The 15,248-nt window shown below is 63.7% G+C and carries 5 protein-coding genes; all 5 read right to left on the bottom strand.

What is annotated here, in order from left to right; genetic code table 11:
- Nucleotides 1–11 precede the first annotated feature (11 nt).
- Nucleotides 12–8,966, bottom strand: coding sequence for a hemagglutinin repeat-containing protein (locus SB751_RS09355; protein ID WP_410747980.1), 8,955 nt, complete (start codon nt 8,964–8,966; stop codon nt 12–14).
- A 44-nt stretch (nt 8,967–9,010) separates the two neighbouring features.
- Nucleotides 9,011–10,720 (bottom strand): ShlB/FhaC/HecB family hemolysin secretion/activation protein, encoded by a 1,710-nt coding sequence (locus SB751_RS09360; RefSeq protein WP_211943910.1) that lies wholly within the window; start codon nt 10,718–10,720, stop codon nt 9,011–9,013.
- Nucleotides 10,721–10,789: 69 nt separating this feature from the next.
- Nucleotides 10,790–11,749 carry a fimbrial protein gene (locus tag SB751_RS09365; RefSeq protein WP_410747981.1) on the bottom strand — a complete coding sequence of 320 codons (960 nt, stop codon included), beginning with the start codon at nt 11,747–11,749 and terminating at the stop codon, nt 10,790–10,792.
- Nucleotides 11,746–14,286, bottom strand: coding sequence for a fimbria/pilus outer membrane usher protein (locus SB751_RS09370; protein ID WP_186296961.1), 2,541 nt, complete (start codon nt 14,284–14,286; stop codon nt 11,746–11,748). The genes SB751_RS09365 and SB751_RS09370 overlap by 4 nt, the downstream gene beginning before the upstream one ends.
- Nucleotides 14,287–14,389: 103 nt before the next feature.
- Nucleotides 14,390–15,157: a molecular chaperone gene (locus tag SB751_RS09375; RefSeq protein ID WP_186296960.1), complete on the bottom strand. Its 768-nt coding sequence runs from the start codon at nt 15,155–15,157 to the stop codon at nt 14,390–14,392.
- Nucleotides 15,158–15,248 lie beyond the last annotated feature (91 nt).

A 15,248-nucleotide genomic window follows, 5' to 3' on the forward strand; every position in this document is an offset into this window, starting at 1 on the left:
GGTTTCAGTATTTAGTTGTTGGCCCCTTGCCGAAGCATCGGACCGTACGACAGCGTCGAGGGCATGATCGACGATTGTACGGACGGGCTGCCGGCGTCAGCGCTGAACGCCTGCGGCGGGTACAGCGTCGAGATGTCCCCTTGCCCACGCACTTCGGGCACGGGAATCTTCGGCGTTACCGGGCCATTCATCTTGCCGCCCTTGCCACCGATCGCACCCGTGTCCTTGCCGGTGTTGGTGTTGTTCCCGGCAGGAGGCGTGAAGCCAGGCATTGCCGTGGACGAGCCGGGCGACAGCACAGGTGTTTTCGGCGATTCGACTTCGTAGTGCCTGACCGGCGTGGGGTCGGCTGCCGGCGCCTTCCCGCTATTCGGCGGGTACAGCGTCGAGGCATCCCCTTGCCCACGCACTTCAGGCTCGGGAATCTTCGGCGTTACCGGGCCGTTCATCTTGCCGCCCTTGCCACCAATCGCACCCGTGTCCTTGCCGGTGTTGGTGTTGTTCCCGGCAGGAGGCGTGAAGCCAGGCATTGCCGTGGACGAGCCGGGCGACAGCACAGGTGTTTTCGGCGATTCGACTTCGTAGTGCCTGACCGGCGTGGGGTCGGCTGCCGGCGCCTTCCCGCTATTCGGCGGGTACAGCGTCGAGGCATCCCCTTGCCCACGCACTTCGGGCACGGGAATCTTCGGCGTTACCGGGCCGTTCATCTTGCCGCCCTTGCCACCGATCGCACCCGTGTCCTTGCCGGTGTTGGTGTTGTTCCCGGCAGGGGGCGTGAAGCCAGGGACCGCCGTGGACGAGCCGGGCGACAGCACAGGTGCTTTCGGCGTTACGACTTCGTAATGCCTGACCGGCTTGGGGTCCGCTGCCGGCGCTTTCCCGCTATTCGGCGGGTACAGCGTCGAGGCATCCCCTTGCCCACGCACTTCGGGCACGGGAATCTTCGGCGTGACGGGGCCATTCATCTTGCCGCCGCGACCGCCGATCGCACCATTGTCCTTGCCGGTGTTCGTGTTCATCTTGGCCGGCGGGTTGAACCCAGGCAACGCTTGCGACGAGCCCGGCGAGCCGATGAACGGCGTCGGGATCTTCACTTCCGGCCACTTCTTCGACGGCACTACTTCACCGTCGCTACCGCCTGGCGTCGACGGCTTGGCGCCCGCGTCAGGCGTGGACGGCTTCGGCATGTCTGCCGGCGTCAGCGGCCGCGCGTTGTCCGGCTTCACCGGCTTGACGGACTCGGACCCTGCGGGCGGATGCATCGTCGGCGTGTCCACCGGGATGATGCCCGGCGTCAGCGGCCGCGAGTTGTCCGGCTGGATCGGACGTGCCGTTTCCGGCACGGCCGGGCGCACGAACTCAGGCGTTGCCGGCGGGCGAACCGGCGTGATCACAGGCTCCGTGCTCGACGGCGTGGGGCGTGTGCCGTCGGGCGTCGGGCGTGTGCCGTCTGGCGTCGGCTTCGGCGAAGGCTTCGGGGTCGCGTCGCCTGACGGCGTGTCGTACCACTTGCTATTGCCACCGTCCGGCTTCTTCTTGCCGGCGCCCTTCATGTCGCCGATACCGGCCGTGAAGGAGATCTGGTTGCCAGATTCCTTCTCGTCCCGGATCGACTCGGTCATCTTGGTCGCGTCGGTGTTGATGTTGCCGTTCACTTCGCCAGCGTTCAGATTCATGCCGGCGATCGTGGCGTTTTGCCTGTCTTCCTTGTGGATCTCGTCAACCGTCTCGCCATAGGCGTTGAGCGTGCCCAGGCCAGCCCTGCTGATGCCGCCGCCGCCGCCGCCGTAACCGCCGTCCTGCTCGATCTTGTCGGTGAGTGAGGCGACGTTGACCTTTCCATCGACATTCAGCTTACCGTTGCCACTTCCGTCCACGAGGTGGGAACCCTTCATGTTCAGGTCCCCACCGATGTTGCCCTCAAACGAGTTCTTCCCGGTGATGCCACTCTGTTCAGCCGTGGTCCGGTCGTTGCGATGTTCGCTGCCGCCACCGCCTTGCACCGATGCCGTGGGGATGATGGCGCCGCTGGTCGTGATCGCTGCGCCAATCGAGCCGCCCCAATGGCCCTTGGTGGTGTTGCTGTCAAACTTGTCTTGCACCGAGGTGACGTTCAGGTTGCCGGCGATGTCCATCTTCACATCGTTGGCGTTGGCCGTGGCCCCCGTCAGCGTGGTATCGCCGCCCGATTTGATGCTGAGCTTGTCTGCATCAAGGGTCGAGTTGGTGTACTTCGTCGACGAACTGCCTGACCGCTCATGGGACCCACTGACGTCGATGGAGGTACCCATGCCGGCGCCGAAGGCGGACACCGAAGCGCCAGCCGACACGCCCACGTTGAAGCTGTCTGTCGAGGACTTCGTTTCGTCCCAGGTTCTTGCCGCGTTCATGGCGATGTTGCCGCCCGCCTCAAGCGAAGCCTTGCCCGCGACATCGATATCCACGCCGTTGAGCGTCATATCGTTCTTCGCGTTCAATGCCATCTCGCCAGCCTTGATATGCGAAATGTTCTCGGCGCGGTTGCTGCTGGAGCTATTGGTCTTCGAGTGGTTCATGCCGAAACTGACGGAGCCGCCGACCAGGTCGTTGAAGACCAGGTTCGACACATCGCCCGCCACCTGCAGCGCTGTCATGCCCGCATCGGTGCTCTTGCCATCCTGCGTGGCCTTGGTGCCCAGTTCGCCGTACTTGTTCGCGGCATCGGCGATGGAGCTATGGCCCTCCGCCTTCACGCCGATGAACAGTTCCTCGTGCGACTGCTTCACGTCGTGACGATCGACATACTTGGTGGTCTTGATGTCGTCGGCCGTCATGGACAGCTTGCCCGGGGTAGTGATATCCGCACCCCCAAAGTCGATGGTCTTGCCTTCCATCGAGAGGCCACCCGCGCCGAACGACAGGTTCGCGTTGTTGTGCGTCATCGACTGGGTCGTGGTCTTGTCGGTCGTCTTGCTATAACCGAAGGACGCATTCGCCGTATCCGCCATCGGCGCACGGCCTGCCTTCTTGCCGCCGGTGCTGTTCGACTGACCGTCGTCGTTCGGATTGTCACGGTGCGCACGGCCCGCATACGAGCCGGAGCCTTCCATCGTGTTTGAGTTGGCGTTTGCCGTGTGGCCCGTGGCATTGATGCCGGCGCCGGCGCCGAACTGGCTCACCTCGCGCTCGTCATGCGTGTAGCCATAGTTGGTCGACGTCTTGATGTTGATCTCGTTGCCAGCCTTCATGTAGCCCGCCGCGCCGGAGTACTGGCCGCCTTCGAGCTCGATGTTTTCCTTGCTCTGCATGACCAGCGCGTTGCCCGCGTGGATGCTGCTGCCCATGCCGACGGCGCTCGCCTCGGTGTGGCTCTCCTTGATGTAGTTGGTGCCGCCACCGACATACGAGTAGTCGTAGTCGGAATCGAGCTGGTGCATTTCGTTGGACTTGATGCTGCCCTTCGTGGCGTTGATCACGACGTTTTCGTTCGCCGCGATATACGCGCTGTTCAACGTGACATCGGCACCCTGGATCGCCACACTGCCGCCCGCCGTAATGGAGTCGTCAAACTCGTGGACACGGTGCTTGCCGTTCTGGTCATAGCCAACGCTGGCCGTGATGTTGACGGAGCCCTGATCGGCGAGCAGCGTGACGTTGCCGCCGCCCTTGACGTAGGCGCCGCTGTTGAGCACGTTGCCCTCCGTGGAAATCAACGCCACGTCGCCACCGGCCTTGATGCCGCCGGTCATGCCCGCGCTGATGTTCACGACATCGCCTTCGGCCTTGATGAAGACGTCCTTCTTGGCGACGATCGAGCCACTGGCGTTGGTTGCCTTGGTGGCGTCCACCACGACACTGCCGCCTGCGCTGACCACGGCGCTGCCGCTGGTCTCGCCGTTGCGGATCTGTTCCAGCGTCTTCGGTGCCAGGTACACGCGGGGAACCAGCACGTTCTCGCCCTTCACGGATTCCGTGACGAACCAGATAATGTCGGTCTTCAGGCCGGCCATCTGCTCCGGCGTCAACGGCTTGCCGACTTCCAGGGTGGCATAGAGCGGGTCGACGGCTTGCCGCGACTTCGTGAAGGTGGGCTTGGCGGCGGCCGCCGGCTCGCTTGCTTCCGTCCCGCCGGTTTCTCCGAGTCCGCGGCGGCTGGACACCACCCGGCTGGACACCACCGCAGCGTGGGGGTCGACGTCCTCAACCATCACCAGCCCCATCAACGCGCCCGCGTTGTCCATGAGCATCTTGACCATGTCGGCGCCTTGCACGCCATCACGGACCGCGAAGAACGTACCGATCTCCTCGTTCAGCTGCCGCCGGATCAGTTCGTTGATGAAGTAGTTGTCACCGATGATGTTGGCCGGCTTCTGGGGATCGTAGCCCACTTGATTGAAGAAGTAGGCACCACCGTAGAAGTCATTCTGGTTGATGTACTTCATCTGTGTTTCGTACATCGGCACGACTTTCTCATTGCCTGGCGCGAGCGGCCTGCCTGCCTTGAGGTCGTTCCATGCCTTGGAAACATTGAACATGCCGGTCACTTGGAGCAGGTCCGCCAGCGTGGGCAGCGTGCTGATACCCATGGAGAGTTCTTCGAACTGCTTCGGGTTCACCACTACGTCATAAGGCGGGACCGAGGCGTCCACGGTCTGGTCGCCAACCTTGACCTGGATGGCCTTGTTTTGCTGCTGCACACCGCCGATACCGTTGGTGAACTCACCGCCGGTATGGACGAAGTTGCCACCCGCCGATATCGAGGCTTTTTCCGCCGGCAGGAAGTAGAACTTCTGGGTCTTGAGCTCGGCGTACTGGTTGCCCGAGACTTCGCGCCAGCGTGCACGCAGGTCGGCATTGCTGGTGGCCTTCCACGTCGGTCCGAAAATCTTTGACATGACCGTGTTGAACGTGGCGCCGTCCATCTGCTTGAGCATGGCGATGGGGTCGCCGTTGTTGAAGTGCCGTGCCCACGTGGAGGTCGGCTCCGCCGAACTACCCCAGTTCTCCGCGTACCGTAGGAAGTCGTACTGCTCCATCGTGAGCGGGTTGTACTTGTACGTCTGGAAGATCGTATCGAAGAACGCGGCCAGCGTCGGGAAGTTGAGAGTCGGGCTCCACCAGTTGGAGAGCTTGATGCTCTGTTCGAGCGGATTGTTCAGGTAGTCCATGAGATCGACCGACTGACTCTTGGACTCGTTGACCAGGTCGCCCTTGACGAGCAGGTTGCCGGCCGCGGCAATCGTGCCGCCGAGGTTATGCACCAACGGCGTCGGGGCGGCTTCACCGGCAGCGCGCTCGATCTTGACATCCCGTTGATTGATGTAGAGATTGCCACCGGCGGAAATATCGGCCACCTTGTCCAGTTCGATGTTCGAGATGAACGTCGGCAAGGTCATGGCCAGGCGGAACTCGTACGTCGAGGCGATGCCGCGTCCCACTTCACGATAGGCTTCTTCCTTGGAACCCGGACCAAACGTCACATCGGATTCGTTGTAGTCGGACAGGTTCTCGAGGCGGTCCGCGTCGATGGCCATCGTGCCTTCGCTGCGGATGGTGCCGGCGCGGTTGTAGATCTGCTTGGCCGCCAGCGACATCGAGCCCTGGCTCAGGATGTTGCCGTTACGCTCGTTTTCGATGGTGCCGCCCAGGGCTTCCAGGGAAACATCCTGCATGCCCCAGATCAGGGAGTTCCGGCTGTTCTTGATGTTGTCACCGGCAAGCGCCACGGCCCACCCGCTGAGGATGGCACCGTTGTTGGTGATGTCGCCATCGGCATGCAGATCGATCGTGCCGAGATTCTCCAGCCGGGTCGTGACGGTGGCATCGCCGTCAGTGTGCATCTTGAGCCGGCCTCCGGCGAAGAACGTGCCGGTTGTGTCATCGAACACCAGGTTCTGGCGGGTGCGGAAGTCAACCTCGCGACCGGCGGCGATGGTGCCGTTGGTGTTCGAGAAGCTGTCCACGTTCACGATAGCGTTGGTGTCCGCCTCGATCGTGCCGTGGTTCTCGAGCCGCGCGGTCGTTAGATCGATGTTCTGGCCGACCATCGCTGCACTGTCGTTGCGAATCTGGTCCCGGACGGCAAGCCCGAGATTGGCACCTTGCGCGACGATGACCGCGCCGGCAGTGTTGTGCAGCTGCGAGGCCGAGACCGTCATGTCGCCGGCACTGAGCAGCATGGCGCCGCTCGCGTTGTCCACGGTATTTGCCGTGATGCCCAGTGCGCCGCCGGCGGAGATCTGCGCCGCGTACTTGACTTCCGTCTCGCCTTCCCCTTCGCCTTCCCCTTCGGTCGCAGCCTCGGTCGCAGCCTCGGCCGCGGGGTCGGAGGCGTTAGAGTTCGTCAGTGTGTTGACCCCGATGGTTACGTCGCCGTCGCCACGAATCACGCTAAAGGCGCGGTTGTTCAACGTGTCGGCCGCGAGTTGCAACGCACCGCCGGACATCATCATGCCGCCGGCGTTGTTGTCGATGGTCTGACCGACCATGGACACGCCTTCACCGCCCTGGATCCGGCCGCCCGAGTTCTGGATAGTAGGCGCCGTAATCGTCAACGTGCCGTTGGCGCCGAGGATGGCCGCCGCGTCTGCCGCCGCCGATGCGGTCTTGGCGTTCTCGACGCTGAGCCCCTCGATTGTCAGGTTGCCACCGGTCTGGATTGCCGAGTCGGTGTTGACGAGGGTGTCCACGTGGAGGTCGACATTGCCGTTGGCGACGATGTTCGCCGCATTGCGGTTGGTAAAGCGCTCCACGGCGTCGAGTGCCACGGTGCCGCTGGACTTGATCGAACCGGCATCGTTGTGCACGGTCCTCACGTCGTGAATCGACAGGGCGTTGCCTGCCAAAAGCTGTGCACCCTGGTTGTCCAGGATGGCAGCGCCTGCAATCGTCAGGTCGTTGCTGGCCAGTGTGACAGCCCCGTTCGCGTTGGTGACGGTTGCCACGTCCGAGATCGAGACGTTGGTGCCCTGCATGCGGGCGTCATCGTTTGTCAGCGAGTCAGCATGCTGGATCGACAGGCTATCGATCCCGGCGACAAGGCCGCCGTTCACGTTGCGCACCGTGCCGCTGTCGCGCATGTCGACCGTTTGCCCTTGCATCGAAGCGTCGTCATTGGTGAGTGCGCCGATGCCATCCAGGCTCAGCCCGCTCTGCGCGACCAGGACCGCCTTGTCGCGGTTGGTCATGGTCTCGATATTGCGAAGCTGCACGGCGTTGCCCTGCAGCCAGGCGCCATCGCGGTTGACCAGCGTCTTGACGCCGTCGATGTTGACCGTGCCGTCGGCGAGAAGCGTGCCGGCGTTGTCGATGCGATCGGTGACGCCCAGTGTGGCGTTCCCGCCCGCTGCGAGCCGACCCGTGTTGTCCAGCGTGGCCGCGGTGATATCGAGGTTGCCATAGGCAAGCGTTTCCCCGCTGTTGGCCATGCTGGCGGCACGGACGGCGATCTCCACGGCGGACATGGAGCCTGCATTGTTGGCCTGTCCGGCCTTCATGTCGATGTTGCCGTTGGCGGTAATCATCCCCTGGTTCAGCATCATCCCGGCGATGTCGAACTCGAGGGTGCCGTCGCTGGCGAGCGCCACGCCGCCATCGTTCGTCATGCTCGTTGCCTTGACGTGGATGTTGCCGTGGTTGGCGGCGAGGCGCGCCGAGGAAGCGAGGATCACGTCCTGGAGAACGTTGCCTTCCGCATCGCGCACGACATAGTTGCCACGTTCGATCTGCACCACGGCGCCTTCGATGCGTTCGCCCGTAGGCCGGACCGCGAAGAGCTCGCCTTCGATGCGATAGTCGCCCACATTGATGCGCAGGCTCGGGACGCTGACGGTCGTGGCGTCGTCGCGGAGCGAGAGAATGTCAGCGGCGCGCTGGACCAGCGAGCCGGCGTCAATTGCAATCGTGCCTCGCTGGCTGACCAGGTTCGCGTTGACGCCGACGGACTGGAGCGCGCGGATGGCGATGTCGCCATGGCTGGTCAGGCCGATCCGGCCGGTGTCGGGCGTACCGTTGATGGTGACGCTCTTGCCGGCGACATTGATGTTGCCCTGCGTGCTCTGTGCGGCGCCCAGCACGATATCGCCGTCGGCGGTGACGGAGATGTCGCGTTCGCCGAGGATGATGCCCTGGTGGCGCACGCCGGCGCCACTATCTGTGGCGACCAGTTCGATGCGGCCGCCGTACATGGAGCCGAGGTGGCTCGCGTCAATGGCGATGGGCTCTACGGCTTGTGCGCCGGGCTTGGCCACGTGCGTGCGGGTTGCGGGGTCGTATTCGGTTTGGCCGGCAACGATCTTGATGTCCGCAGGACCCTGGATCTGGCCGTTGATCTGTGCGGTACGGCTGATGATGTCGAAGTGGGTCAGACCCGCCGTGGAAATGCCGGTGCCCTCGATGCTGACCGCGCCACCGTCCACGCCCAGGCGCACGCTGCCATCGGGCTGGCCCAGCACGCGGCCGGTGGACAGCGTCAGGTTGTTGGCGTTGACGGTGCTGGCACCGTTCACCTGAATGCCGTTCGGGTTGGCGATCAGCAGATCGGCCTTGCCGCCGAAGATTTCCATGGCGCCATTGAGCGCGCTACGGCCGCTGCCGGTCACTTCGCCGATGATCGCGCGTGCCTGGCTGTTCAACTGCGGGTTCTTCATTGCCTGGCCACCAATGGCGGAGACGCCGTTGGCCATGCTGTTATTGAAGACCACGCCGTTCGCGTCGACGTTGAATTCCTTGAACTTGTTGTGCGAGATGCCGCGCTGGTTCGGGTCGACGATGTTCACCAGCGGCGTGCCGTTGGCGGTCTGGTTCATGGCTGCGCGCTGGGCTGCAGCCTGATCCGGGACGATATCGGCGCCGGCGATGGCCGGCATGATGCCGATCAGTGCGGCGCATAGCGGGCGCAGGCGCGCCGGTTGCATCGGCTGGTTAGCGGTGGCCGGGGTGTTGCCGGTGGCGCGACGTTGCGCTCTGGATGACTTTGACTTGTTCATGATAGAGGTGGGTTTCAGGTTATGGGTGGCGCAATGGATTGCGCTCAGTAGCGAAGGTCTAGCCGATAGTTCAGCGCTCGTGCCAGGGTCTGGGATTGAGCAGGAGACGCAATTGGCCAACCATAGGAAAGTGAACTGGTCAGGTACTTGCCGGAAAAGCGAAAGCCGACGGCAGCACCCATGACGTACTCCGGCTTCGAGCCCGGGGCGTAGTTCTTGACCACGCCACCGTCATAGCCGACGAAAGGCGCGACCTCAATGCCGCCGAGTACGTTTGCCCGGAGCGGGAGCCGCAGGGTGTTGGACAGGTAGGCGCCGCTATCGCCGTAGAAGGCGGTGTCCTTGAATCCGCGCACCGTGTACTCGTCGCCGATCGACAACCGGGCATCGGTCACCAGCGTGTTGGGCGAATACTGGAAGCCGGTTCCCACGTCGTACACGAAGTCGACGTTACCGACCTTGAACGGGCGCGTCCACGTGGCCATGCCGTTGAACTTGGTGAAGTCGGTGTCGAAGCCGGCGAGGTCGGGATCGCTGCGCCATGCGCCGCCCATCCACGGCACGCCGAAGTTCACGCCGAGGTCGGCATAGAGCCAGCCGTTGGCCAGGGTACCCACATGGGTCACGCCGGCGCCGACTTCTGAGTAGCGCTTGCTGTTGATGCTTGTCTGCGTGCCCTCGATACCGTTGGTATTCGAGCGGTTGGCGAACTTCATATAGCCGCTGGTCTTGCCCTGGGCGTCACGGTGCAGCACGCGCGAAAGCTTGAGGTTCAGGCGCTGGGACGTGCCGTCGCTGGCGTAGCGGCCGAAGTAGCCGTCGATCATCTTCTCGTACTGCGAGCCGTACCATGAAGCATCGAAGGTCCAGTACCCGATCGGCAGGCTGTAGTTCACCGAACCGATGCGCTGGCTATTGGCGGAGTCCTTGAAGTCCTGCTGCGCGTAGTAGGCGGAGATGGAGTCGTTCAGGCCGAGCACGTTGTTGATGCCGAAGTTCGTGGAATACTGGTTCCACCCCTCGACCTCCCGCCCGCTGTTGTTGACGCCGATGCCGAAGTTCAGAAGCTTCGGGTCCTCGCCAGTGACATCGAGCACCGAGCTGCCGACTTCGTCACCGGGCACGATCCGGATCTTGTCATTGCCGCCACCCCTGACGAGGTTGTCGACGGCCTGGTCGATATCCTGGAGGTTCAGTCGCGCGCCCTCGGCGAACGGCATGGCACCGAACAGGCGCAGTGTGTCGCGGATGCCGTCGACGGGCTTGCCGTTGCGGGTCATATCCTTGATCGTTCCCCACTTGACCTCGAGTGTCAGCGTCCCGCTCTTCAGCGTGCCGGGATGCACGGTGACCACGGTAGTGACGTAGCCGCGTTCGATGTAGTGATTGGTCAGATCGCGCACCACCGCCATGATCTCCGCGGCACCCATGGTCTTTCCCTCATAGGCGGCGAGAATGGCCTTGGCTTCGGCGGAGGGCGAGTCGTCACCCAGAAGCTGGATGTGCGACACCAGGAACGTCGCCTTGTTCTGCAGGGGCTGCTCCTTGGCGTCGGGCGCGGGCGTGACGGCGCGGTGTTGCTCCGAGAACGCGCGCTCGCGCTCGATTTCCTTCTGGATCTGCTCCTGTTGGCGCTGACGCTCCAGATGGTCCATGTCTTGCCGGGTATCGCGCGCGGGGGTGGCGATCGCACTGCTGGTTGCTATGCCCAGGGCTGTTGCAACGGCCAGCCAGCCGGTTTTTGTCTGTTTCACTTTGTCACTTCTCTTCAGGTGCATGCCGAGCCGGTCGGTATGCAGTTATGCAGGAACCTTTCGTGTCGGTTAGCGAATGTTGAGGGTGAAGACCGCGTAGGTATCGATCGTGCCGGCGGTCGGCGTTGACGCCGGCAGACGGTAGATCCGCGCGTTGTAGTTGACGGTCTTGGCGCCGTTGATAGTGCCGAGCGAGATCTCCCTGCCCAGCTTGACTCCCATGAAGCCGGAGGAATCCAGTAGCTGCACGGCGAAACCCTGGGCCGTGCCGTCGTTCTCGATCAGGCCCGTTGTCGTGTAGCCGAAAGGCGCCGTGCCGTTGAAGGTGATGCCGACTGCCGCGGGATTGGGGCAGGTGAACTTCAGCGGAAATTTGACGGCCGGCGAGCCCGTCTTGGTGGACAGGTCCGAGAGTGCGTGCGTGCCGAGATCGACATAGACGTCGGAAGTCACCGCGCAGCTCTTGACGGCGATGCTGATCGGCGTCATTAGCTCGATCCGTACGGCAGTCAGCTGATTGCTCGACGTGTCCGGCGCCAGCAGCGTCCCGATCCCGAGGGTTGTCGGATTCATGGTTCCCGAAGTGATGGGGCCGGTCTGCACGAACTCCACTTTCACGGTCGTTGCCGCGATCGTGCAGCTGCCGGTTTGCGTGGCGCTGCAGCGCAGGGCGTTCGGCCACCACGTGGTGGCGGGCCAGCGAAGCCGGTAGCCCAGGCCAGGGATGGTCGTGCTGTAGACGTTGGTGACCGCTGTCTGCGCCGAACCAACAGCCATCGTCGTGCGGATTTCCGCATTCACGTTCGCGCCGCAGGTGTAGTCGAGATTGCCGAGCGGAATATCGCGTGTGGCCAGCACCGTGCCGGGCGCGCCGTTGGTCGCCGCGGTGATCGAGCTGATGCTGACTTCCGCGCGCAGCGGTTGGCCGCCGTTCGAGGTCAGGCTGCACGTTGCAGCGGATGCCGCCGGCATGCCGACGAACGATGCGAGTAACGCCGCGCCCGCGAGAAGGAAATTCAGGTGTTTCATGATTGCCCCTCTTCGCCTGGCGCACCAGGCACTGCGTGGCGTTCCGCCACGGTTTCACACGTCACGTCGAGAACCGTCACATCCTGGGTCTTGCTGGATGCGGCAGTGGCGGGCTTCGTGTACTGGGCGACACATTGCTGTGCCGCGTCTTTTCCGGCTCCCCAGGCCACGGTGAGTGCCTTGTCGGCCGAGAGATCGCTGGCGATGACCGTGCCTCCGCCGCCGACTGTGCCGATCAGGTTGCCGTCCGCGTCCACCACGGTGGCGCCGAAGGGAACGAGGCTGCCGTTGGCCTGCCGGATGCGCAGCACGGCGGACTCGGTATGGCGGGAGTCGAACGTCAGCTTGACCACGGCGCCTGCCGTGGGGGCGGTCATGAGCCGTGTGTTCTCGACCTGAAGACCCATGTCGGCGTCCTTGAGGTCGAGTTCGACGTTGTTCCACTGGTAAGGCGACACGTAGGGCACCACGGCATAGCCGTCCTTGCCGATCCGGGTGTGCTGGTAAGGCAGCACGCGCGCCCCGGCCGCACCGTCGGCCTTCACGAGTGCTACGGTGTTGCCCAGTTCGCTGGCGAAGTTCACGCCATCGCCATGGATCAGCACGCCGCCGCTGACATTCGCCCCAATCGAGTTGGTGTGCGGCGAGCGGCCGTACGAGACGCTGCCCTTGACGGCGTCGGCGGTATAGCCGAGCGCACCGCCGAAGGACACGTCGCCGCCGGTGGCCGCATCGGCCCAGGCGCTATACGAGGTCTGCGCGCGTTCCCCGGCGCTGCCGGAGAGGGTCGTGCGCAGGTCAGACTGGCCATTCATGTGCGAGGCGCTGACGCCCACGGTCGCCGGGTTGACCGCCGACCGCCCCAGGGGCATCGACAGTGACAGGAGGACACTGTTTTCATCCCTGCCAAGCGCGTTTTTCGTGCGGCCAACGCTGAGGTTGTATCGAACGGGGCCCAGACTGTTGCTGTAGCCGGCCTGGAAGCTCAGTTGACGGCTGTGGTCTTCCCAGTGCCGTCCATAGGACCCGGTGAGGAACAGGTTGCCGTACTTCTGGCCGAGGGCCTGCGTGATGTTCACGTCGAAGCGGTCGCGCAGCCGAAGGGGCTCCCGATCGCTATGGCCAAGCCGGAACTCGCGCAGATGCATGGTGTCCATCAGCGAGTAGTAGCCGGGGCTGGAGTAGCGGTATCCGACCAGGCTGAAATAGGTGCCCGTCGAGAGTTGCTTGCCGAGGCTGGCGCGTACGCTTTGTCCGGCCTTGTCGCAATGCGCGGCAAAATCCACGCACATCGCGTAGGACTGGGTGATATCGAGGCCCAGCGCGCCGAGCGGCGTGTTGACGGCCGCACCCGCCATGGCGGCGGCATAGTACGTCGGCGCGGTGATCTGCACGCCGCCATAGAGGGTAATGTCGTTGGTCAGGCCATGCTGAATCGTGCCTTCCATCAGGATCGGCGCGTCGGAGATGGATTCGTCGCGAATCGCACCCCCGGTAACGCTGTACTTCGTGTAGCCCTCGCGCAGCAACTGCGCGATGCTGCCGTAGGGCACCACGAACTGCTGGGTCTGCCCATCCGCCTCGGTCACCGTGACTTCGAGGTCACCGCCATAACCGGTGGCGTAGAGATCGTTGAAGGCGAACTCGCCCGGCGGGACGTTGCGCTCTAAGATGACATTGGAGGCCTGACGGACCGTGACCACCGCGTTCGACCGCGCCACGCCGCGGACCACAGGCGCGTAGCCGCGCAGGGAATCCGGCAGCATCCGGTCATCGGTGGCCAGCGTCACGCCGCGAACCGGCGTGGAGTCGAACAGTTGTCCGGTGGTGTTGGCATCGCCAATGGTGGTTTCCGACTGAATAGTGGGCAAGGCCCGCTGCGCGTAGGCGGATACGTGGTCCCAGCGCGTGGGCTGGCCTTCGTTGGACGACACGGTGCCGTAGGAACGGAATCTCCAGGGGCCGAAGTTGAAGTTGCTCTCCAGCCCACCATAGAGGTACTGGCCGGAGTGCCCCCGGCTGTTCTGGTTGTTGGTGTAGCTGAGGTTGTACCGGAAGGTAGCCGCGGTGATGCCTTCTTCCAGCGCCTCGGGCGGCACGTAGCCGCGCACGTTGTAGCGCAGGAAGATTTGCGGAATGGTGACCAGGAGCTGCTGCTCGCCAGCCTCATGGACCTGTGCGCCACCGGTCACCAGTTCATCGAGGAATGCGCAGGTGCCGTCTTCGAGCTGCCGTAGCTGGCGCTCGGGATGCAGGCCGAAGCGTGCCACGAGCGATTTCGGGAAGCAGGGCTCGAGCTGGCCGGAAATCGGATGGCGAGCGAACGACAGGGTATGCGTACCGTAGGGCGTGTCGTTGACGATGACCTCTACCGGATGCTCGCCTTCAGTTACCGATTCATCGCGCTCGAAGCGCGAGAGGTCGATGGACTGCCCGAGCGCGCGGACGAAACCACTTTCAAACTGGACCTGCTCGCCGTTCGATGCCGTGGCACCGCTGTTGCGCCGGGGGTCGCGGTTCTCCTCGACCATTGCCATGGCGGGCGCCGTCGCGAGCAAGGCGGCGCCAATTGCGACCGCGCGCCGCGCAAAACGGGCGGGTACGCGGGCAACATACGACGAACGGGGCAGCGTAGTCATCTCAGCCCCCGACCGTCAGTGGCACGCTTACCGGCACGAATGCGCCCAGTTCGGTGATGTAGTTCAGTTCGAGCGTCAGCGGGCCCGCGGCGCCTGCGGCGGCACCCACGAAGCGGAATGTCTCGTCGGCATTCGGCTTGGCCAGGCCCCCAGGTACATCCGAACGCTTCTCGCCTTGCTTCAGCACCAGGCTGGCAAACGAGATATGAATCGGGCTGCGGTTCGCACACGTGACGACGTAGTCATCGCCGTCCTTGCGAACGCGCCATGCCATGGCTTCGGCGGCGGTGACGGTATCGCCCTTCACGCCGGCCGGTCGATAGAACAGCTTGAGCCGCGTGCGCAAGGCGATGTTGAGGCGGTTGTCTTCCGCCTCCGGTTCTGCGTTCGCGGCTGGCGTGGCCTTCGCCGGAACTTCGAGGACGTTGAGCCAGAAGACCGATTCCTGTGTCTGCGGCAGTGCCGCGACCTCGGCGGTCTTGAAAATGCGGACGACCTGGGCCTTGTCGCTGTTGATGCGGGCCACAGGGGGATTGACGATGAACGGGGTGGCCTGCGCGCCCGCCTGGACGGTGCCGTCGGCTTGCTCTTCACCGGCATCTAGCCAGATCTGTGTGAGCACCGGCCGGTCGCCTGTATTCGTCAGGCGTACGGTCTGCTCCTTTTGATTTCCGTCAAAGACGATACGTGTGCCGGCGACCTGGATCGCGGCGTGCGATGGGCCGGCAAGGATGGCGAGAGCCATCATCAGAAAATGTAGCGGTTTCATTTTGATCCCTTTTCCTTGACACGTTCGTCTGCCATGCGATGCGCGAGGCGGGGGTGTCATGGCACAGCGCACCACCGCAACCTGGGTCGCG

It is taken from the genome of Cupriavidus sp. SIMBA_020, from assembly GCF_046535395.1.
Taxonomy (GTDB): Bacteria; Pseudomonadota; Gammaproteobacteria; order Burkholderiales; family Burkholderiaceae; genus Cupriavidus; species Cupriavidus campinensis.

Excerpts from the sequence above, each read along its gene's own strand:
- SB751_RS09355 (WP_410747980.1), bottom strand. The coding sequence starts at position 8,966 with ATGAACAAGTCAAAGTCATCCAGAGCGCAACGTCGCGCCACCGGCAAC.
- SB751_RS09375 (WP_186296960.1), bottom strand. The coding sequence starts at position 15,157 with ATGAAACCGCTACATTTTCTGATGATGGCTCTCGCCATCCTTGCCGGC.
- SB751_RS09370 (WP_186296961.1), bottom strand. The coding sequence starts at position 14,286 with ATGGCAATGGTCGAGGAGAACCGCGACCCCCGGCGCAACAGCGGTGCC.
- SB751_RS09365 (WP_410747981.1), bottom strand. The coding sequence starts at position 11,749 with ATGAAACACCTGAATTTCCTTCTCGCGGGCGCGGCGTTACTCGCATCG.